Genomic DNA, 21,731 nt, shown 5'->3' with positions numbered 1-21,731 from the left:
ACGATGAGCGCGATCGAATACGAAATCAGGAATCCCAGCGAGCTTCGCAATGCCGAGGAGGCGGTGCGCATGGCGGATCTGGAAAGCATGCGGCCGCTGCCGCGCATCTCCGTGCATGCCTTCTGCGAGAGCGAGGCCCTGCAGCATGTCATGGAACGCTGCGCCAATGATCGGCGCGTCGCGAAAGTCAGCATGCGCATCACCAGCGGCGGCATCGCCGCTGCCGCCAATATGTTTTCCGGTGCCCCGACGCCGAACCTCATCATCCTCGAGACCAAGGCGAATGCCGCGAACTTGCTCGGCGAACTCGCGCCGCTCGCCGCCGTCTGCGATCCGACGACCAAGGTCGTCATTATCGGCTATTACAACGATATCGGGCTTTATCGCGAGCTCATCCGCAACGGCATTTCCGAATATATGGTCCAACCCGTCGCCATGCCCGATATCCTTACGGCGATGGCCTCGATCTTTGTCGATCCGGACTCCGAGCCGCTCGGCCGCAGCATCGCCTTCATCGGATCGAAGGGCGGCACCGGCGCTTCGACCATCGCGCACAATTGCGCCTTCGGTATTTCCAATCTCTTCTCCACCGAGACGATCCTCGCCGATCTCGACCTGCCCTATGGCACGGCGAACATCGACTTCGACCAGGATCCCGCCCAGGGCATCGCCGAAGCGGTCTTCGCACCCGATCGTCTCGACGAGGTCTTCCTCGACCGCCTGCTGACGAAATGCTCCGAGCATCTGTCGCTGCTTGCCGCACCCTCGCTGCTCGACCGTGCCTATGATTTCGACGGCCAGGCCTTCCAGCCGGTGCTCGACGTTCTGCAGCGCAGCGCGCCCGTCACCGTGCTCGATGTTCCGCATGCATGGTCGGAATGGACGCGCTCTGTGCTGTCGAGCGTCGACGAGGTGGTCATCGCAGCGGTTCCCGATCTCGCCAATCTGCGCAACGCCAAGAACATGCTGGACGCGCTACGCAAGATGCGGCCGAACGACCGGCCGCCGCATCTCATCCTCAATCAGGTCGGCATGCCGAAACGGCCGGAGATTTCGCCGTCGGATTTCTGTGAACCGCTGGAGATCGATCCGATCGCGATCATTCCCTTCGACATCAGTCTTTTCGGCAACGCCGCCAACAGCGGCCGGATGATTTCCGAAGTCGACCCGAAGTCGCCGACGGCGGAAACCTTTTCGCAGATATCGCATATCGTCACCGGCCGTGTCGCGATCAGGAAGGCGAAGAAGGGCGGCCTGCTGGGCCTCCTGAAGCGCAAGTAGACGATGAGCAATTCCAGCAAAACTGTGCAGCGGTTTTGCGTCCGGAATTGCGTGAAAACAAAAAGATAGTGCATTTCCTTGACTCGGAGAGATCGGGAAATGCTCTAGAACGAGCAGATTGGATCGAGTGGCATGTTTGGAAAACGCGGAAACGAAGGTTCCGGAAAGGTGGGAGGGGCGATTGCTCCGCCGCCGCCGGTTCCGGCCGCCGCCCCTGCGGCCTCTTCCCCCTCCATTCTGGTCGAACCCCCGCGCGAGTCGGCACGCCAGCAGGTGACGCCACCGCCGATGCAGACGCCGCAGCGCAAGCGCCCGGCCCGCACCGATGAATATTACGACACCAAGGCGCAGGTCTTTTCCGCGCTGATCGACACGATCGATCTCTCGCAGCTCTCCAAGCTCGACGGCGAAAGCGCCCGCGAGGAAATCCGCGACATCGTCAACGACATCATCACCATCAAGAACTTTGCGATGTCAATCTCCGAGCAGGAAGAACTGCTCGAGGACATCTGCAACGACGTCCTCGGCTATGGCCCGCTGGAGCCGTTGCTGGCGCGCGACGACATCGCCGACATCATGGTCAACGGCGCCGGCCAGACTTTCATCGAAGTCGGCGGCAAGACGATCGAATCCGAGATCCGCTTCCGCGACAATGCACAGCTTCTCTCGATCTGCCAGCGCATCGTCAGCCAGGTCGGCCGCCGCGTCGACGAATCGAGCCCGATCTGCGACGCCCGCCTGCCGGACGGTTCGCGCGTCAACGTCATCGCGCCGCCGCTGTCGATCGACGGGCCGGCGCTCACCATCCGCAAGTTCAAGAAGGACAAGCTGACGCTCGATCAGCTCGTCCGTTTTGGTGCGATCACGCCGGAAGGCGCAACCGTGCTGCAGATCATCGGGCGCGTGCGCTGCAATGTTGTCATTTCAGGCGGCACCGGCTCGGGCAAAACCACGCTTCTGAACTGCCTCACCAACTATATTGACAGGGACGAACGCGTCATCACCTGCGAGGATACCGCCGAACTGCAGCTGCAGCAGCCGCATGTCGTTCGTCTCGAAACGCGCCCGCCGAATATCGAAGGCGAGGGCGAGATCACCATGCGCGATCTTGTCAAGAACTGCCTGCGCATGCGTCCCGAGCGCATCATCGTCGGCGAAGTGCGCGGACCGGAGGTTTTCGACCTGCTGCAGGCGATGAACACCGGTCACGACGGTTCGATGGGCACGATCCACGCCAACACGCCGCGCGAATGCCTGAGCCGTATCGAATCGATGATCGCCATGGGCGGCTTTACCCTGCCGGCAAAGACGGTCCGCGAGATCATTTCCAGCTCGGTCGATGTCGTCATTCAGGCGGCGCGTCTTCGTGACGGTTCGCGCCGCATCACCCAGATCACCGAGGTGATCGGCATGGAAGGCGACGTCATCATCACCCAGGATCTGATGCGCTACGAGATCGAAGGCGAGGATGCGAACGGCCGCCTGATCGGCCGGCACATGTCGACCGGCGTGGGTAAGCCGCATTTCTGGGATCGCGCCCGCTACTTCAACGAGGAAAAGCGTCTTGCCGCCGCCCTCGACGCGATGGAAGCGAAAACGAAGGATTAGGTGAGATGTTCGGGTTCGATCCGATAGTGTTGGCAATCGTCGTCCTCGCCGCCGTCTCCGCGGCGGCGGTCGCCTATGCCCTGTTGTTTTCGAAGATCGAAGCCGACAAGAAATCGGCAAGCCGCATCAATCGCGTCAAATCTGCCGAAAGCGACCGGGTCAAGGTCAAGGCCGCCCGTGACCGCGTGCAGGAGCTGTCGAAGCGCCGTAAATCGGTACAGGACAATCTGAAGGATCTGGAAAAGCGCCAGCACGAAAAGACCAAGAAAACCGTGTCGATGAAATCGCGGCTGTTGCAGGCCGGCTTGACGATCACGGCGGCGAAATTCTATCTCATCAGCGCTGTCTTCGCCTCCGTGCTGCTGCTTGTCGCCTTGGTCGTCGGCGCATCGTGGATGGTCATGGTCGGTATCGCCGTCGTCGCCGGTCTCGGCCTGCCGCGCTGGGTCATCGGATTCCTGATCAAGCGCCGCCAGAACAAGTTTCTCAACGAGCTCCCCAATGCACTTGACGTCATCATCCGCTCGATCAAATCGGGCTTGCCACTCAACGATGCGATACGTCTTATCGCAACCGAGGGTACCGAGCCGGTCAAGAGCGAGTTCCGGCGGGTCATCGAAGCGCAGCAGGTGGGTCTCAGCATTTCCGATGCCTGCGCCCGCATGACGATCCACATGCCGCTTCAGGAAGTCAATTTCTTCGCCATCGTGATCGCCATCCAGTCGCAGGCCGGCGGCAATCTCTCGGAAGCGATCGGCAACCTCTCCAAGGTCCTGCGTGATCGCAGGAAGATGAAGGCCAAGGTTACCGCGCTCTCGATGGAAGCCAAGGCGTCGGCCTACATCATAGGCGCTCTGCCCTTCATCGTCGCGACCCTCGTCTACCTCACCTCGCCGGGCTACATGATGATCCTTTTCACCGATCCGCGTGGCCATTTCATCATGGGTCTCTCGGCAATCTGGATGTCGATCGGCATTTTCGTCATGCGCAAAATGGTCAGTTTTGATATCTAGCCGGAAGGACGCACCATGTCGCAGGACCTTGCCACAACGCTCACCAATCCGAGCATGCTGATCGCACTTTTCGTGGCGATCGCCGTCTTCGCTACTTTTTATACGATCGCTGTTCCCTTCTTCGAGCGCGGCGATCTCACAAAGCGCATGAAGGCCGTTTCGACCGAGCGCGAGCAGATCCGCGCCCGCGAGCGCGCGCGCATGAACGCGGAAACCGGCGCCGGCAAGGCTTCGCTCAGGAGCCAGAACAACCGCTCGGTCCGCCAGATCGTCGAGCGTTTCAACCTGCGTAAGGCGCTCGTCGACGACAATACGGTCAACAAGCTGCGCGCCGCCGGGTTTCGTTCGGAGAATGCGCTGAATAGCTTCCTCGTGGCGCGTTTCCTGCTGCCTTTCCTTTTTCTGGCGCTTGCTGCCTTCTGGGTCTTCGGCCTCGGCAATCTCGCCGAAAGGGGCATGGCCATCCGCCTCTTCGCCGTCATCGGCGTCGGTTATCTCGGCTTCTACGCACCAAATATCTATATCTCGAACCGCATGGGCAAGCGCCAGCACTCGATCAAGCGCGCCTGGCCGGATGCACTGGACCTGATGCTGATCTGCGTCGAATCCGGCATCTCGATCGAGGCTGCGATGCGTCGTGTGTCGGAAGAGCTCGGTGAGCAGTCGCCGGCGCTCGCCGAGGAGATGGTGCTGACCACGGCCGAGCTCTCCTTCCTGCCGGACCGCCGCGTGGCGCTCGAAAATCTTGCCACGCGCACCCAGATCGAGCTGGTGCGTTCGGTGACTCAGGCGCTGGTCCAGGCCGATCGCTACGGCACGCCGATCGCGCAGGCGCTGCGCGTTCTCGCCCAGGAAGGGCGCGACGAACGCATGAACGAGGCGGAAAAGAAGGCATCCGCCCTGCCGCCGAAACTGACGGTGCCGATGATCCTGTTCTTCCTGCCGGTGCTGATCGCCGTCATTCTCGGTCCGGCCGGGATTCAGGTGGCAGACAAGTTCTGACGGTTGCGCCGGCCCGGAAAGCGGATGCCGCTTTCGGCTGAAGGCGACGTTGCCTCAAAGGCCTTCGGCCGTTCGCGGCCTTCAAACACGCGTGACCGCCACCGGCATAGCTGGTAAACGGGATAGATGACCATTGGCAAGCGCGCGGATGCAGCCACAGTGCCCCTGGCGCGCGTTCAATCCAAGAGAGAGGTTTCCGATGTCTTCTGCCGGCATTTTCATCAGCATCATGGCAGCCCTGGCGGTCGGCGCGATGAGCCCCGGCCCGAGCTTCGTCGTCGTCTCCAGGATCGCTATCTCGCGTTCGAGGCTGGATGGCCTTGCGGCCGCACTCGGCATGGGCGCCGGCGGTGTCGTTTTTGCCGTGCTGGCGCTTGCCGGGCTGACGGCGCTGCTGTCTCAGTTCGAATGGCTCTATGTCTTGCTAAAGGTCGCGGGCGGCGCCTATCTCGTCTATATCGCCGTCAATATCTGGAGGAGCGCCGGTCAGCCGCTCGAAGTCTCTGACGCCGTCAACGGCAACCGAGCGCTGAGATTGAGCTTCGTGACTGCGCTGCTGACCCAGCTCAGCAACCCGAAAACCATCATTGTCTATGCCAGCCTCTTTGCGGCACTTCTGCCGAGGACGGTACCGCTCGATCTGATTTTCGCGCTGCCGCTCGGCGTCTTTGCCGTGGAGGCGGGGTGGTATTCGATCGTCGCCTTCGCCTTTTCGGCCCGCCACCCGCGGCGGCTCTATCTTGCCACCAAGAGCTGGATCGACCGCACCGCGGGTGCGGTCATGGCCGGCCTCGGCCTCCGGCTCATTCTCGCGGGCGTAAGTGATCGATAGGGTGGCGCTCGAGTTGGGCTTCGGCCGCTCTCAAGCTCGGAGGCGATCCGATCAGTTGGTATTGGTGTCACTCGGCGCCTTATCCTTGGCGGCGAGTTTCTGCCAGGAATTTGGCTGCGAGAGCATGCCTCTGAGATAGGCGACATTGGCATCGGCCTGCTGCGGCGAAAGTTCGCGCCGGGCGATCTGCTCGGCTTCCGGGAAACGCCCCTGCAGACCGACGACGAGGGCAAGGTTCTGCCTGACGCGGCTGTCGGCGGTCGGCTGGCTGGCGGCGGAGCGCAGATAGGTTTCGGCCGTGCGCAGATCGCCGGTCAGCACATAGGACATGCCGAGGTTGGAAAGGATGGAGGGCTCGTTCGGCTGGATGTCGAGCGCGTCACGGTAGCGCTGCCGGGCATCGCTTGGCCGGCCCATCTGGTCGAGGATCGCGCCTTGGGCCGAGATCAGCTTCCAGTCCGGACGATCCGGCGTCTGGGCGCGGCCGATCGTGTCGAGCGCCTGCTGGAACTGGCCGGCCGCCGCCTGTGCCTTGCCGTAGGCGGCCAGCACGTTGCGGTCGCCGGGATTGGCGATCGCCACCTGCTGCATGACGGCGAGCGCCTGCGTGTCGCGGCCGTTCATGCGCAGCAGATTGGCGTAGCTGACGCCGGTGACGGGATCGCGCGGGTTCTTTTCATAGGCCTGGCCGAGCCGGTCTGTCGCCGAGCGCAGCTCGGTCGCGTCCATCTCTTCGACCGGCTTGGTGAGTTTCGGCACCGAGCCCGTTGTCATCCGGTCCTTGGTCGTCGAGCAACCGGCAAGTGCCAAGACGAGCAGCGATGCCGCAGCGCCCTGCAGGATACGATTGGTGAATGTGGTGGTGAGCGAGGCAGGCATGACGCGTTCCTGGATTCCGAAATCGGCGCCTGACCTCGAAGCGGAACAGGGAAAGGTTTGACGCGTAATCTTCGCTCCAGCAATAGTCTGTTAACCCTAACAGACCGTTAAGGAACGATTCCTTGCGACCGCCGAAGGACAATCATGGCCCCCTATCAGTTCATCGAGAGACCAACCTCTTTCAACACGAAGGGCGGTTCGACGCTGCCGATCTTTGCCGTCACGCCTGCCCATATCGAGACCGGCACGATCGATCCGATCGCGCTCGAATGGGCGCGCAGGGCAGGCTACAAGGCTGAAAGCGGGTCGCTGCTGCTGATTCCGACGGCCGAAGGCCATCTCGGCGGCGCGCTTTACGGCCTCGGCACCAATCCATCCGAACAGCCTTACATCACCGGCAGGCTCGCCCGTGCGCTGCCGGCCGGCGACTGGCACATCGAGACCGCGCCGCTGACGGCAAATCGCCTGGCCCTCGGCTTTGGCCTCGGCAGCTACCGTTTCGACCGTTACAAATCCGAAAAATCGCCGGCGGCCACGCTGATGATCCCTCGCGATGCCGACGCCGCCGACATCAAGCGCCAGCTCGCCGGCGTCTTTCTCGCCCGCGACCTCATCAATACGCCGACGAACGACATGGGTCCGAACCAGCTCGAGGCTGTTTTCCGCGGCTTGGCGGGGCATTACAAGGCGGAGCTATCGGTTATTACGGGCGACGACCTGCTCAAACAGAATTTCCCGCTGGTCCATACCGTCGGCCGCGCCAGCGCCGATGCGCCGCGCCTTCTCGAGCTGCGCTGGGGCAAGAAGGGCCATCGCAAGGTGACGCTTGTCGGCAAGGGCGTCTGCTTCGATACCGGCGGTCTCGACATCAAGCCTGCCGCCTCCATGCTGCTGATGAAGAAGGACATGGGCGGCGCCGCGAATGTCATGGGACTTGCCTTGATGATCATGGACGCCAAGCTGAAGGTCGACCTGCGCGTTATCGTTCCGGTCGTCGAAAACGCGATCTCGTCCAATGCCTTCCGGCCCGGCGACATCTACCGGAGCCGCAAGGGCCTGACCGTCCAGATCGACAATACCGACGCCGAAGGCCGTTTGATCCTTGCCGATGCGCTTGCCTATGCCGACGAGGAAGAGCCCGAGCTGCTGATCGACATGGCGACGCTAACCGGCGCCGCCCGCGTTGCGCTTGGTCCGGATCTTCCGCCTTTCTTCACCGATGACGCCAATCTGGCGCATGACCTGACCGAAGCGAGCCTGGAAACCGACGATCCGCTCTGGCGCCTGCCACTCTATTCCGGCTACGAAAAGGATATCCGCACCAAATTCGCCGACCTCACCAATGCGCCGGCCGGCGGCATGGCGGGTGCGATCACTGCGGCCCTCTTCCTCAAGCGTTTTGTCAGCAAGGCGAAGAGCTGGGTGCATTTCGATATTTTCGGCTGGGCTCCGTCCGAACGGCCGCATTCGCCGGGCGGTGGCGAAGCTCAGGCGATCCGCGCGCTCTTTCACCATATCCGCGAGAGCCTGCGCTGACGCCATGTTAAGGCGCGTCGCCTCGCTGCCGATCGTTAAAATTTTATTCACCTTGCCGGGCGGCAATTTCTGCCGCCCCTTGCATGTACGTGGCAACTGCCGGAAAATGGAACGTTAGCGTAACGATCTTCCGGAGGGGCCGTGCCGATCGAACTGACCGCCTCGCAGGCGCTGGGGCTCTGGCATGGCGTGGCGCTCGATCAGGTCCGCCACGACGACCGCGATTTGACGTTGCGCCAGATGGCGATCCTGCTGCATATTTATCTGGTGCCGCCGCCGCACACCGTGCGCGGGCTTGCCGCCACGCTTGAAGTCACCAAGCCGGTCATTACCCGTGCCTTGGATACGATGGGCGAGATGGGCCTGGTTGATCGTGTGCGCGACGATGCCGACCGGCGCAATGTGATCATCAAGCGCACTGTCGGCGGTGCGCTTTATCTGGAAAAGGTCGGCGATCTCATCCGAGAGCAGGCCCGCCGGTTGCCGATCTGAAAGGAATGCGAATGACGATGCTCGACCGCCGCCTGCATGCCTATAGGTCTGATCTCGCGGAAGCGGCGCTCGAAGGCAAGGTCGAGGCGTCGCGTTTTACGGAAGGCGCCCCGGCCCGCGTCGCCGTCCCGGTCGTGGCCTTGCGTCCCGAACCGGACCTTGCCCGCGGCATCGATACCGAAATGCTTCTCGGCGAGGACGTGACGGTTTTCGATCGTGCCGGTGGCTGGTGCTGGGTGAAAGCCGCCTCGGACGGCTATGTCGGTTATATCGCGGCGGACGCGCTCTTGGAAGGCCGGCCGGCGCCCACCCATATCGTCACCGTCCAGCGCAGCTTCCTCTATCCCGAACCGGAACTGCGCAAGCCCCACCAGGCGATCCTGTCGATGGGAAGTCGCGTTCATGTAGCCGGCGAGGCGGAAGCGCGCGGCAATCGCTATGTCGTGCTCGAGGACGGAACGGCGATCTTCGCCAAGCATGTCCAGCCGATCGGCGCTCTCGGCGGCGCCGATTACGTGGAGGTCGTCGCCCGTTTCCTCGAAACGCCCTATCTCTGGGGCGGACGTTCCGGCCTCGGCATCGATTGCTCCGGCCTCGTCCAGCTGGCGATGCTGATGACGGGCAGAGCTGCGCCGCGCGATACCGACATGCAGGCGGCAGGCCTCGGCCAGCCGATCGACCGATCCGAAATCCGCCGTGGCGACCTGGTATTCTGGAAGGGTCATGTCGCCGTCTTCGAAGATCCGGAAACCATTCTGCACGCCAACGGCCATAGCATGACGGTGGCGCGCGAGAATTTCGAGGCCGCGGTCGAGCGCATCGGCTGGCTCTACGAGCAACCCACCGGCTATCGCCGCCCGATCAGCTGATCAGCCGATCGGAGGCTGCGGCCAGGATCTCACTCCGCCCGTCCAGTCCTCGAAGGCTTTCGACAGTCTCAGTACCCGCATGTCGTCGAAGCGCGGCCCGACGATCTGCAACCCTATCGGCATGCCCGAGCGGGAGAAACCGCAGTTGATCGAGGCGGCCGGCTGCTCCGACATGTTCCACGGCACCGTGAAACCGATATGTTCGAACGGCAGGGCCGGATCGTTGGTCGGAGATGCCCATTCGGCCGGATAGGAGATGATCGGATTGGTCGGCGAAAGCAGGGCGTCGATCTCGGTAAACAGCCGTCCGCAGCTCTTGCGCATCTCGATCGTCTGGTTGAAGCCTCTGACCGCATCGACGCCGCGGATGTCGGCGCCGCCCTTCGCCCAATCCCTGATATAGGGCAGGATGCTGTCGCGCCTGTTATCGTCGAGATCGGCGATATCGCCCCACAGCCGGGACCGCCAGAAATTGTCGAGCCCATCCAGCATCGCGCGTGTCAGCACCGGCTGGACCGATAGAATGGTCGCGCCGGCCGCCTCGAACTGTTTCGCCGCCGTTTCGACCGCGGCCCTGATCTCATCGTCCACCGCAAGCCCGCAGCCGGCATCGAGCATCAGCCCGATCTTCATGCCTGACAGGTCGATATCGAGATCCATCCAGTTGAAATCGTTCGGCGGCAGGCTGGTGCCGTCGCGCCAGTCCGGCCGTGACAGCGTCGCCATCGAAAAGGCCGCATCCTCGACGGTGCGCGCCATCGGTCCGACGCAGCGCCCGACATAATAGGGATCGGCTGGAACACGCCCATGGCTCGGTTTGAAGCCGAAGATGCCGGTCCAGCCGGCGGGAAGGCGCACCGAACCGCCGATATCGGTGCCGATATGCAGTGGTCCATAACCGGCCGCCGCCGCTGCGGAAGCCCCAGCGCTCGATCCGCCGGGATTCTGCGTGATGTCCCAGGGATTGCGGCTGAGAGGATGAAAGCTCGAAAGGCCGGAGGACAGCATGCCGTAATCGGGGCAGGTGGTCTTGGCGAAGATCACCGCGCCGTCTTCCCGAAGACGGCCGGCGGCCGGTGCATCCGCGTCCGCGGGTTTGAGTTCCACTGCCCTCGTGCCTGATGGCACCGGCTGGCCCTTTGTGGCGATGAGCTCTTTCAGCGTCACCGGGATGCCGTCGAGGGCACCCAGCGTTTCTCCCTTCGCCCAGCGCTCCGTCGACGCTTTCGCCTGGGCGCGCGCCAATTCCCGATCGTAGAGGTAGAGCGCCGCAATCGACGGTTCCCAGGCGGCGATATGGTCTTCGAGGGCGAGCCAGTATTCGAGGGGGGAGAGGCTTTTATCGGCGAAGTGCTGCCTGAGTTCGCGAATGGTAAGGTCGGTTTCGATCATGGCATGGTCTTTCGGGCGTTTCATCTTGGAAGAACATCAGCGGCTTGCCTCGCGCGGGTCGAGCAGATCGCGCAGACCGTCGCCGAGCATGTTGAAGCCGAAGACGGTGAGCGCGATGGCAAGGCCGGGCAGGATCGCCAGCCAGGGGGCGAGCGCCAGATAGGTTTGCGCATCGGCAAGCATCCGGCCCCAGGTCGGCGCCGGCGGCGCCATGCCGAGCCCGAGGAAGCTGAGACCCGCTTCGGTGAGGATCGCCAGCCCCAGCTGGATCGCGCCGTGCACGATGATCTGGCTGATGATATTCGGCAGCACATGGCGCAGCGAAATGGTCAGGCGGGTATTGCCGATGGCGCGCGCCGCCGTCACATAGTCGCGGCTCCAGGCCTGCAGCGAGGTCGCAAGCGTCACCCGGGCAAAGACCGGGATCATGAAGACGGCGATCGCGGTGATCGCGGTGAACCGCCCTGGCCCGAGAAAGGCGCCGAGCACCATGGCCGACAGGATCGGTGGCAGCGCGAAGATGACGTCGCAGATGCGCATCAGCAACGCCTCGAAATGACCGCGGATTGCCGCTGCCGAAATGCCGGCGATTGAGCCGAGCGTCCCGCCGATCGCAACCGCCGTGATAGCGATCGACAGTGAATTCCAGCATCCCGCCATCAGCATCGAAAGCACGTCGCGGCCGAACTGGTCCGTGCCGAGCAAGCCGAAGGCAAGCGGAGGCTGCAATTTATGGATGATCTGCATTTTCGCCGGCGGCAGCGGCGTCCAGACGAGCGACAGCAGTGCCACGGCGACCAGCAGGCCGATGATGACGACCCCCGAAATCAGGTTCATTCGCCGGCTAAGTCTAAAGACCCGGCGGCGGCTGATGGTGGCGGTGGACATGATCGGTGCCATGCGTCAGGCCGCCTTTCTCATCCTGGGATCGATCGCCAGGTAGGAGAGATCGACAATGAAATTCATCACAATGACCAGGCCTGCGAAGAATAGCACGACATCCTGCATGACGATGATGTCGCGCTGAGAGAGCGCCTGAAGGGCGAGCCGCCCGAGGCCAGGCAGGTTGAAGACGTTTTCCACCAGTACCGCGCCGGCGACGAGAAAGGTGAATTGCAACCCGATCATCGTCAGGATCGGGATCAGCGCATTCGGCACGATATGACGCCACAGCACCGCACTGCGTGACAGCCCCTTGGCGACCGCGGTACGGGCAAAATCCTCATGCATCGTGTCAAGCACCGCCGAGCGCGCCACCCGCGTCAACACGCCCGCCTGCGGCATCGCCAGCGCGACCGCGGGCATAATCAGCGCCTGCAATGCCGGCGTGAGGCCGGCACTCCAGCCCGGGAAACCGCCGGCCGGCATCAGCCCGAGCATCGTCGAAAACAGGATGATCAACAGCAGCGCCACCCAGAAGGCGGGCACGGCGATGCTGATCTGCGAAAACAGCGTCGCGACGACGTCGAAGACACCGCCGCGGCGCGAAGCGGCCAGCACGCCGAGCGGTAGGGCAATCGCCACCGAAAGCACGATCGCCATCAGCGCCAGCGGCAGCGTTACCGCCAACCGCTCGACGATCAACCCGGCGACCGGTACGCCATAGGTCAGCGAATTGCCGAGATCGCCGGAGAACACGCCGGCCAACCATTGCCCGTAACGCAACAGCAGCGGCTGGTCGAGGCCGAGACTGTGACGGAGTGCTGCAAGGGTTTCCGGTGTTGCCGAGGTGCCGAGCATGATCGAGGCGGGATCGCCGGGCAGAAGGTCCATGACAGCGAAGATCAGCAGCGAGACGACGACGAGCGTGACGATGAGACCGGTGAAGCGGCGGGCGAGGAGTGGGATCATATCAGATTGAGCACGGCCGCAATGGGACGCGGCACATCCTCTCCTCCGTCATTCCTGTGCTCGTCACAGGAATCCAGCCACGGCGCGTCGGCGCCGTGAAAGACTCTCATGCGATGAAGTCGTTCTCTCGCGCCCAAGGACTTGGGCGCACTGGATTCCTGTGACATCGCTCGGGCGAAGCCCTGAGGGCACAGGAATGAGGGAGCGAGAGGTTCGCGTGAATCGACCAAATCCGGCTGTCCTGCTTCAGGCACCAAGGCCATCACCTTCATCGTACGCCGCCTAGCCTGCCACCTTCACTCGTCCCAGGAAACACCAGACAGCACGTTGGAAGGGATCGGCTCGTTCTCCCACAGGCCCTTCAGTTTTTTGTCCCAGACGCCGAGCTTCGGCATGACGAAGAGGTAGAGCGCCGGCACGTCCTCGGCGAGGATCTTCTGCGCTTCGCCATAGATCGCATTCTGCGCGGCAGGATCGGCGGTCTCCTGGACCTTCTTCATCAGCGCGTTGAAAGCAGGGTTCTTATAATTGAAATAATAGGGATCGCGGGCATAGATGTCGATGTCGAGCGGTTCGGCATGGGCAACGATCGTCATGTCGAAGTTGCGGTCCTTCATGACGTCCTGAACCCACTTCGCCGGAAATTCGGTCGGCTCGATATTCATCGTTACGCCGATCTCGGCAAACATCGCCTGCATCACCTGGGCGCTGCGCGGCGCATAGGCCATCTGCGGCGATTTGATCGTGAAGGTGAAACCGTTGGGGTAGCCGGCTTCGGCAAGCAACGCCTTCGCTTTCTCGACGTCGTAGGGCAGCACGCCTGTCATGTCCTGATAGCCCGGATCGTTCGGCGTGTAGTGGCTGCCGATCGGTGTGCCGAGGCCGGACCATGCGCCGTCGATTACCGTCTTGCGGTCGATCGCCATCATCAGCGCCTGGCGGACGCGTTTGTCGTCGAAAGGCTTCTTGGCAGTGTTCATGCCGGCAACGACCTTGAGCTCGGTATTGCCGATCCTGGTGACGAGCCTCGCATCGCCGTCGAAAGAACTCATCAGCTCGGGTGCGGCAAATTCCGGAAAGGCATCGAGATCACCGGATTTCAGTGCAGCCGCCTGCGCCTGCGGATCGGCAATGAAGCGGAAGGTCACCTTGTCGAGCTTGGTGGCCGCATCCTTGTTCCAGTAATCGGCATTCCTGGCGATTTCGACCTTGTCGCCCTTCGCCCAGCTGACGAATTTGAAGGGACCGGTGCCAACAGGCGTCGTCTTGTCGTCGGCAGCGGTCTTCGGTGCGACCATCACCGAGGCTGGCCAGCCGAGCCAGTAGATCAGGCTGCCGGTCGGGGCCGAGAGATGCAGCACCAGCGTTTCGGCGTCCGGCGTATCGATCGAGGCGATCGAGGCGAAAAAACGCTTCTGCGGATTGACCGAGTCCGCGCCGCGGGCGCGGTCGAGCGAAAACTTGGCGCTCGCGGCATCGAAGGCCTCGCCGTCATGGAATTTGACCCCGGTCTGCAGCTTGAACGTATAGGTCAGGCCATCGGGAGAGATCTCCCAGCTTTTCGCCAGCTGCGGCTGGATCTTACCGGCCTGGTCGATCGTCACCAGCCCCTCGAACACGTTTTGCCAGGTCACCTGGCCGATTGCGACGGGTGCCGCGATCGTGGGGTCGAGACCGGTCGGCTCGACGCTCATGCCGAGATTGAGGGTGGTCTTCGCCGCCTCCGCCGGCGTCATCGCCGTCATCACCAGACCGGCCGAAAGCGCGGCACCGAGCGAAAGCCGCCGGGCGAAACGCGCTGAAGGCGCAAACGAAAGCTTAATCATCATGTTCCCTTGTCTGGCCGCGCGTCGATGACGAAGGCCTATTTGCGAATAGAGTGACACTATGCTAGTGCACACACAATGACGATTTTGTGTGCTCAGTGTAGCCGAAAAAGCTACACTGTAAATCCGCGGGCGATACAAGCTCGAAGCGTCAGTCTTTCACACCGGCCCGGCGGTTCGTGCGCTCGCGCATGAACCTCTCGATGAAGTCGAGCAGTTTCGTTGCGGCGAAGGATAGTTGACGATCCGGGGCGACGCAGAGATCGACATGGGTGCGGATGCCGGTTTTGCCGGCCAGCGGAATGGCAAGGAGCTGACCCGCCTCGATCTCGCGGCGGACGGTCAGCGCCGGTAGCAGTGTGGCGGCAGCCCCGCTGAGCACCAGTTCCTTCAGCATTTCGAGCGAGCTGGTGACGAAGACGGGATCGAGGCTCAGCCCTTCCTTCTCGAACAGCGCGTCGAAGGCCTGGCGGAAGCCGAAGGATTGGTCCGGCAGCGCCAATGCATAGTCGGCAAGCGTCCTCAGCGAGATCTCGGAAAGTGCTGCCGCCGGATGCTGCGGCGTGGTAATGAGATCATAGGCGATCTCGGAGCGCAGCCGCACCTTGGTGCCGGACATCGGTGGCGCAAACAGCGTCACCGCAATATCCGCCTCGGCGCTGTTAACGGCATCGACCGCCTGCCGCGCGCTGGTGATCGTCACGTTAAAACGCAGTTTTGGATATTTCAGGCTGAATTCGGCAAGCGCCGGCGCCAACAGATTGGCGACGGTGGCGCCATTGGCATAGATGCTGACACGGCCGCGCTGCAGGCCCTTGAGGTCTTCGATCAACTGCTGCACATGATCGAGCTCGCGCAGCGTCCGGCCGGCGCGGGCGGCAAGCAGCTCGCCGGCGGCCGTCAGCTTGACGCCGCGGGCGCTGCGTTCGACGAGCGGCGCGCCGAAATGATATTCGAGGTTCTCGATCTGCCGGCTGATCGCCGTCGGCGCGACATTGAGGTTCTCGGCCGCCTGGCGCATCGAATTGGTCCTGACCAGCTCGTCGAAATACATCAGCGCCCGGATCTGCATTCACGTCTCTCCGCCATTCGGCATATTGGATCTGTAGAGAGTCTGACCCTATTCAATCAGCTGCTGCTCGCATAGCGGTCGCGCCAGGCCTTTTGCGCGCCCTCGACCGGCAGCGCGGTCGCAGCGTAGACCCCTCGGGCGATTGCCCGCGCCATGACGAGGGTCGCAAGGTGGCACAGCTCCATCAGGCTTGCCATGTCGTCTCTTCGATGCTGGGCCGTCGAAGCGGCAAAGACGGTATCGCCGTCGAGCGGCAGGTGCGCCGGCAGCAGTGCCCTGGCAAACCCGTCATGGCCGGCAAGCGATAGCCGGTGCGCCTCGGTCTTTGTCAGCTGCGCATCGGTCACCACTGCGCCGATCGTCGTTGCCGGCGTGTTCATGCCCTTGAGCCGCATCCGGTGGTCGGCCACATCAGGCATGCCGAGCCCGCCGAATTCCGCGTCTTTTTCAAAGGGTGCCGCCCAGAAATGCGGCCCGTCGCCGATCGTTGCCGAACCGAGCGCATTGACGGCGACGATCGCTGCGACACGATGCCCGGCGCTGCTGACGGCGCTGGCCGAGCCGAGCCCGCCCTTGACGGTGGCCGTCGTCGCTCCCGTCCCGGCACCTGTCGTGCCGAGCGCGAATGTGCCCTTGGCCGCGGCCTGCAGTGCCGTATAACCCATGTCGCGATAGGGCGAGTGAAGGCCCCAATCCTTGTCGCCGCCGTTCAGCAGGTCCATCAGGATCGCCTGCGGCACGATCGGAATGCGCACCGACCCGACGGCAAAGCCGCGGCCGAGTTCGCGCAGGCCCGCCTGCACGCCGCCGGCGGCATCCAGCCCGAAGGCCGAGCCGCCGGAAAGCACGAAGGCATCAACGGCATTGACGGTCATCGACGGATCGAGCAGGCCGGTGTCGCGCCCGCCGGGCGCACCGCCGAGCACCGTGCCGGATGCGACGGCCGGTTCGTCGAAGACGATGACCGTGACGCCGGAACCGAGCGCAAGGTCGGTTGCATGGCCGACGGAAACGCCTTCGATGTCGGTGATGAGGTTCAGAAGATCGGGCACGGGCGGATCCTTATCACGGAAAGGCTGCCGATAGGACTGTACTGCATAATTCCTTAAATCGGAATCGATTTAAGGATAAAATTATGCAGCAATTCAAAGTGTTACAGCGTCCTTTGCGCGTCTGATAAAGACCCGCGGCGCTGTAATGCCCTCAAAAAACAAGACCGGCCCCATTTGGCGGGACCGGTCGGACATCGGGAAAAGCCGCGAATGCAGATCGCGGCCTCATGCCCTCAGGCATGAAGCGGCTTCGGATGACGGCGGGTCATCAGGTCATGGATGGCCAGCCGCACCTCGTCCGGCGAGCCGAAACGCTGCTCGTCGAGGTCGTGGACATGAAATTTCACGGCGATGAATTTCAGCCGGTCTTCATCGGGAATGACGATCCCGACGGGAACGCCTGCATATTCGATAACTTGCTTCTTCATAGATAGAACTCCTGCCGCACAATATGCGCAGCCATGGCGAATTGACTTGTCTGGTACCGTTGAAAGGAGGACGAACGTCACATTCGACAGTTCGGGCGGGAGAGGGCGCCCGGACGGTCATTGCCAAGCACAGATCGCCTAAGGAGATCGGCGAGAATATCGATATCTATCATGCTCGTTCCTTGTGTTGGCGTTGCACTTGAGTGGTCCCGGTAGAGCCCGGGGCCGGTGAAGGTTGCTTTCGATAATCCACTAACTTGGTAGAGATTACCCGGCAGCCTATCAGAAACATATTCCGAAACGTGTCAAAATATCGACGATCCGAAAAAATTCATTCCGTCGTAGCCCGAACTTACAGAAAGAAACATATCAGCTCTTCGTTAAATTCGTATGACAGAATCGGAAGTTCGATTGAACGCAGCGGCAGACATAGGAAGCCTTGTCGTATCCGGCAATGGCCGTTTCATTAAAAATCGACATGCCTCGAAATGACCGATTTGGTTAATGTTGGAAGCCCTGTGTCACCAGCCTTCTTCGAGCACTTTCTCCAGCATGTCCGCGAAGAAATCGGCGCTGTCGATGCTGAAGCAGAGCGGTGGTTTGATCTTCAGCACATTTTGGTGATCGCCGGTCGGCTGCATGATGACGCCGAGTTCGAGAAGCCGGTCGCAGATTGCAGCCGTCTCTTCCGTCGCCGGCTCCAGCGTCGTTCTGTCGCGGACGAATTCGAGGCCGAGATAGAGGCCCATGCCGTGCACGGCGCCTGCAATCGGATGGCGGTCGATCAGCGCGGCAAGCCGCGCCTTCAGGTGATCGCCGACCGTCCGGGCATTTTCCTGCAGCTTTTCCTCGGCCATGATGTCGAGCACCGTCATGCCGGCGACGCAACTGACCGGGCTGCCGCCGGTGGAGGAAAAGAAAGTGCCCTCCTTCTCCAGCGATTGCGCGATCTCCCGCGTTGTGATGACGGCGCCGAGCGGATGGCCGTTGCCCATGCCCTTGGCAATAGTGATGATATCGGGCACGACCCCTTGCTGCTCGAAGCCCCAGAAATAATGTCCGAGCCTGGAATAACCGACCTGCACCTCATCGGCGATGCAAAGGCCGCCGCGGGCGCGCACTTGCGCATAGATTTCCCTGAGATAACCGTCCGGCAGTGGAATGCCACCGGCATTGCCGTAAACCGATTCGGCGATGAAGCCTGCAAGGCCTTCGCCCGCAGCATCAATTGCCTCCAGCACCGGCGTCGCCATGCCGAGATAATCCGCTGCCGTATCGGGACCACGGAAGTCGCCGCGATAGGTATTCGGCGAAACGACGGTATGCACCCAGTCCGGCCGGGTGGTCGGTGCCTGCGGATTGTCGGCGATCGAGGTGGAGACGGCATCGCTCGCCGCCGACCAGCCATGATAGGCTTCGAGCAGGCAGAGCATGTTGCGCGCGCCGCTATGGGCTTGCGCGAGCCGAAGCGCCAGATCGTTGGCCTCGGAGCCGCTGTTGACCAGGAAGACCGCGTCGAGCCCGTCCGGCGACAGAGCGGCGAGGCGTTCGGAAAATTCGGTGATCGCGGCATAGTGGAAGCGCGAATTCGTGTTGAGCCGCAGCCATTGCGCGCCGATCGCCGCCGCGAGCTTGGGATGGCCATGGCCGAGAATGGTGACGTTGTTGACCATGTCGAGATAGGCGCGGCCCTCGACATCGAACAAATGCTCCTTCCAGCCGCGCTCGATCTGCGGCGGCGCCGCATAATAATTCTTCTGCGGTCTTGCGAGATGCGCCCGCCGCCTGGCGAAGAGCGCGGCGGTTTCAGGCTGCGGCGCATCCACTTGCGGGCTGAGAAGCAGCGAGGGCGAAGGGCAGAGCACCGACCAGGCCGCCGCCGCGCGCGGTGTGGCAAAGAGCGGCGGTTCGAGACCGGCGACGCTGCAAAGCTGAATGCGCAGCCCGCCGAGCGACGACGCCTCTCCGAAAACCGTGCCGAGCGAATCGCCGGCGGCAATCTCGGCTCCATCCTCGATCGAGAGGTCGAGCCCATCGAGATGCAGGGTCATGTTGTCGCCGACGAGCGTCAGATGCTGGTCCTTCCAGCCGATGCGGCCGGCAAAGGGCGCGGCAATCGCGCTGCCTGCGGCAAGGCATATGTCGACATGCAGGGCGCAGGTCGCCTGTCCCTTCGCAGTTCCCGCGCGGGAAAGCCGATATTCGCCGTAGCGCGTCGCTGCCGTACCGTTTTCGGTTGCCATGCGGGCAAGCAACCGCCAGTCCATGTCGGTATTTAGCCAGTTGCCGGCGGAAAAATGCGGGCTCCGCACCCCAAGATCGACATAGGCGATTCCGGCGGGATCGATGTCGGGCAGCAACGGCAGCCATCCCGATGTTTCCGGCGCGGCGACATCTGCGCCGGCTGCCTTGAGGATCGCCGCTTCCATAAGATCGAAGGGAACCGACATCGCCATATCGAAGATCGCCCGCTCGCGGTCGAGATTGTCGCGGACATAGTCATTGTCGGGATCGACCGAAATCTGCTGTTCGCCGCTGGCGACGAGAATGACCGCGCGTGCGACGATCAGTGGCCAGAGCGCCTTCAGTTCCTCGTCGCTCAGCGGATAGATCGCCTGATAGGCGGTGACAGCGGGCAGGATATGAAAAGGGTCGCCATCTGCCTGATGCAGCAGCGAAGCGCAGGTGACGGCGAGGTCGCCGACCAGCCAGCCGCGGATGATGTCGCCGAAATCGATCACCCCGTCGGGGATGATATGGCCACGGGCGTCACGGTGGCCGACGACATTGTCGCCGGTGACGTCGTGATGGACGGCCTGCAGCCGAAGCGACGGCGCCAACGGCTGAATGCGGCGGACGGCCATCACCATGGTCTTGGCGATCCGGTCGCGCGCCGCACTGTCGGTGATGGCCGAAAGCAGCTGCACGGCAACGGGACCTGCTCGTCTGAGATCCCATTGCAGGCTGCGGTCGAGACCGGGATGGTTGAAATCGGCAAGCGCCTGCGCCAGTCTGGCGCAGAGCGCGCCGAGTGCTGCCACGGAAGCCGGCGCCACATAGGTCAGCTCCGTCAGCCCCTGGCCTTCCAGATATTCGAGCAGCCGGACCTGATAACCCTGCCCGCGCACGGTAAGGACGACGATCTCCCGCCCGTCATTGGTGGCGATCACCTTCGGAACGCGCGGCGCATCTTGCTTGCTTTTGAGATGATGGATCGCCGCATTCTGTGCTTCGAGCTCGCGGGTCTCGTAGGCTGCATGGCAGATCTTCAGGACGTAGCGGCCACGATCGCTATCGACGCGATAGTTCCTATCCTGCTGGCTGCCGAGTTCGACAAGCGTGCCGGAGAGGCTGTAATGAGCAAGGAGGATCTCTTCCGCGTCGCTGGAGGTCACGTCGGGGCGCGGCAGCGCCATGCGATCAACAAGCGCCTCGTCGGTCACGACACCCCTCCCGCAGCATGATTCGATTACCTATTGAAGGCGATAATCAAGTACTTGCCGCTGGCAGGCAACGGGGATTGTTCATTTGCCAGCAAAAGAGATGTTGGCGGCGCTTACCCCATGCGTTCGGAGGCGTAGCCGCCGGGGCTGGCCGGGAAGACCACGGTGCGGTTGCCGTTCAGGAAGGTGCGGTGATGGATATGGGCGTGGATGGCGCGCGCCAGCACCTGGCTTTCGACATCGCGGCCGATCGAGACATAGTCGTCGGGCGATTGCGCATGGGTGATGCGCGCCGTGTCCTGCTCGATGATCGGGCCTTCGTCGAGATCGGCGGTGACGTAATGCGCCGTTGCTCCGATCAGCTTCACGCCGCGTTGATAGGCTTGCTTGTAAGGATTGGCGCCCTTGAAGCTCGGCAGGAAGGAATGGTGGATGTTGATGATCTTCCCAGACATCTTCTGGCACATCGCATCCGAAAGCACCTGCATGTAACGGGCCAGCACGATCAGTTCGGTGCCCGTCTGTTCGACGATCTCCATGATCTGGCCTTCGGCCTGCAGCTTGTTCTCCTTCGTCACCTTGATGTGGTGGAAGGGGATGTCATGGTTGACCACGACCTTCTGGTAGTCGAAATGGTTGGAGACGACACCGACGATATCGATCGGCAGCGCGCCGATCTTCCAGCGGTAGAGCAGATCGTTCAGACAATGGCCGAAGCGCGACACCATCAGCAGCACCTTCATGCGGGCATTGCCGTCATGGATCTCGGCATCCATGGCGAAGCGTTTGCAGATCGGGTCGAAACCTTCCTTGAGTTCGGCAAGCGGTACGCCTTCCTCGGAGATGAAGCTGACGCGCGTGAAGAACCTGCCGGTATCGAGATCGTCGAACTGCGAACTATCGACGATGTTGCAGCCCTTGTCGGCCAGATAGCTCGAAATCGCCGCCACGATGCCGCGCGTCGACTTGCAGGATACCGTCAATACGTAACTTGTCATGTCTTTCCCTCTTCCCTCTCCAAGGCCGCCGCTGTGCTTAGATCAAAGCCCGGACCGCGAATAGGCCGGCGCACTTTCATTCATGCGACAAATTGCAAGATAAACCATCACGTTTGTGCAAGTTCTGTCATTGCTCAGTCTGAAGCTTAGGAGATGT

At 62.3% G+C, this 21,731-nt stretch carries 18 protein-coding genes; 8 read left to right on the top strand and 10 right to left on the bottom strand.

Annotated elements, in window-relative coordinates; all coding sequences use genetic code 11:
- Positions 1–3: 3 nt before the first annotated feature.
- The 5 genes from RWK44_RS14460 (at position 4) to RWK44_RS14440 (ending at position 5,736) form a co-directional block, all read left to right on the top strand.
- Positions 4–1,281, top strand: a complete 1,278-nt coding sequence (locus RWK44_RS14460; RefSeq protein ID WP_316028981.1) for an AAA family ATPase — start codon at positions 4–6, stop codon at positions 1,279–1,281.
- Positions 1,282–1,413: 132 nt separating this feature from the next.
- Positions 1,414–2,889 (top strand): CpaF family protein, encoded by a 1,476-nt coding sequence (locus tag RWK44_RS14455; protein ID WP_222269991.1) that lies wholly within the window; start codon positions 1,414–1,416, stop codon positions 2,887–2,889.
- Between the two features lie 5 nt (positions 2,890–2,894).
- Entirely contained in the window at positions 2,895–3,902 is a 1,008-nt protein-coding gene (locus RWK44_RS14450) for a type II secretion system F family protein (protein ID WP_316028980.1), read from the top strand.
- A 15-nt stretch (positions 3,903–3,917) separates the two neighbouring features.
- Positions 3,918–4,904, top strand: a complete 987-nt coding sequence (locus RWK44_RS14445; RefSeq protein ID WP_222269988.1) for a type II secretion system F family protein — start codon at positions 3,918–3,920, stop codon at positions 4,902–4,904.
- A 199-nt stretch (positions 4,905–5,103) separates the two neighbouring features.
- Positions 5,104–5,736: a LysE family translocator gene (locus RWK44_RS14440; RefSeq protein ID WP_316028979.1), complete on the top strand. Its 633-nt coding sequence runs from the start codon at positions 5,104–5,106 to the stop codon at positions 5,734–5,736.
- Between the two features lie 51 nt (positions 5,737–5,787).
- On the opposite strand, the gene RWK44_RS14435 is transcribed toward RWK44_RS14440, so the two are convergent.
- Complete coding sequence (locus RWK44_RS14435) at positions 5,788–6,615, bottom strand: tetratricopeptide repeat protein (protein ID WP_131666566.1); 828 nt, start codon at positions 6,613–6,615, stop codon at positions 5,788–5,790.
- 144 nt (positions 6,616–6,759) lie between these two features.
- On the opposite strand from RWK44_RS14435, the gene RWK44_RS14430 reads away from it, so the two are divergent.
- From RWK44_RS14430 to RWK44_RS14420, 3 genes are all read left to right on the top strand, one after another.
- Positions 6,760–8,151: a leucyl aminopeptidase family protein gene (locus RWK44_RS14430; protein WP_131640026.1), complete on the top strand. Its 1,392-nt coding sequence runs from the start codon at positions 6,760–6,762 to the stop codon at positions 8,149–8,151.
- Positions 8,152–8,292: 141 nt separating this feature from the next.
- Positions 8,293–8,643 (top strand): MarR family transcriptional regulator, encoded by a 351-nt coding sequence (locus RWK44_RS14425; protein ID WP_131666565.1) that lies wholly within the window; start codon positions 8,293–8,295, stop codon positions 8,641–8,643.
- Positions 8,644–8,654: 11 nt separating this feature from the next.
- Positions 8,655–9,512, top strand: a complete 858-nt coding sequence (locus RWK44_RS14420; protein WP_131666564.1) for a C40 family peptidase — start codon at positions 8,655–8,657, stop codon at positions 9,510–9,512.
- Here RWK44_RS14420 and RWK44_RS14415 read toward each other — a convergent pair whose 3' ends face one another.
- The 9 genes from RWK44_RS14415 to purU form a co-directional block, all read right to left on the bottom strand.
- On the bottom strand, positions 9,513–10,904 hold the full coding sequence (locus tag RWK44_RS14415; protein WP_131666563.1) for an amidase: 1,392 nt from the start codon (positions 10,902–10,904) through the stop codon (positions 9,513–9,515).
- Positions 10,905–10,940: 36 nt separating this feature from the next.
- Positions 10,941–11,804: an ABC transporter permease gene (locus tag RWK44_RS14410; protein WP_131666562.1), complete on the bottom strand. Its 864-nt coding sequence runs from the start codon at positions 11,802–11,804 to the stop codon at positions 10,941–10,943.
- Between the two features lie 3 nt (positions 11,805–11,807).
- Positions 11,808–12,755 (bottom strand): ABC transporter permease, encoded by a 948-nt coding sequence (locus tag RWK44_RS14405; protein ID WP_131666561.1) that lies wholly within the window; start codon positions 12,753–12,755, stop codon positions 11,808–11,810.
- A 296-nt stretch (positions 12,756–13,051) separates the two neighbouring features.
- Positions 13,052–14,581, bottom strand: coding sequence for an ABC transporter substrate-binding protein (locus RWK44_RS14400; RefSeq protein WP_206105945.1), 1,530 nt, complete (start codon positions 14,579–14,581; stop codon positions 13,052–13,054).
- Positions 14,582–14,732: 151 nt separating this feature from the next.
- Positions 14,733–15,653, bottom strand: a complete 921-nt coding sequence (locus RWK44_RS14395) for a LysR family transcriptional regulator (protein WP_131666559.1) — start codon at positions 15,651–15,653, stop codon at positions 14,733–14,735.
- 56 nt (positions 15,654–15,709) lie between these two features.
- Positions 15,710–16,705 carry a P1 family peptidase gene (locus RWK44_RS14390; RefSeq protein ID WP_168268060.1) on the bottom strand — a complete coding sequence of 332 codons (996 nt, stop codon included), beginning with the start codon at positions 16,703–16,705 and terminating at the stop codon, positions 15,710–15,712.
- A 233-nt stretch (positions 16,706–16,938) separates the two neighbouring features.
- Positions 16,939–17,133 carry a hypothetical protein gene (locus tag RWK44_RS14385; RefSeq protein ID WP_003544544.1) on the bottom strand — a complete coding sequence of 65 codons (195 nt, stop codon included), beginning with the start codon at positions 17,131–17,133 and terminating at the stop codon, positions 16,939–16,941.
- Positions 17,134–17,654: 521 nt separating this feature from the next.
- Complete coding sequence (locus tag RWK44_RS14380) at positions 17,655–20,576, bottom strand: aminotransferase (RefSeq protein WP_316028978.1); 2,922 nt, start codon at positions 20,574–20,576, stop codon at positions 17,655–17,657.
- Positions 20,577–20,689: 113 nt separating this feature from the next.
- Complete coding sequence (gene purU, locus RWK44_RS14375; RefSeq protein WP_168283180.1) at positions 20,690–21,574, bottom strand: formyltetrahydrofolate deformylase; 885 nt, start codon at positions 21,572–21,574, stop codon at positions 20,690–20,692.
- Between the last annotated feature and the right edge of the window lie 157 nt (positions 21,575–21,731).

Origin of the sequence: Rhizobium sp. 25PS6 (genome assembly GCF_032464655.1) — a bacterium.
Taxonomy (GTDB): domain Bacteria; phylum Pseudomonadota; class Alphaproteobacteria; order Rhizobiales; family Rhizobiaceae; genus Rhizobium; species Rhizobium laguerreae.
Note: the sequence above shows the minus strand (reverse complement) of the source record. Positions and strands in the feature narration are given on the sequence as shown.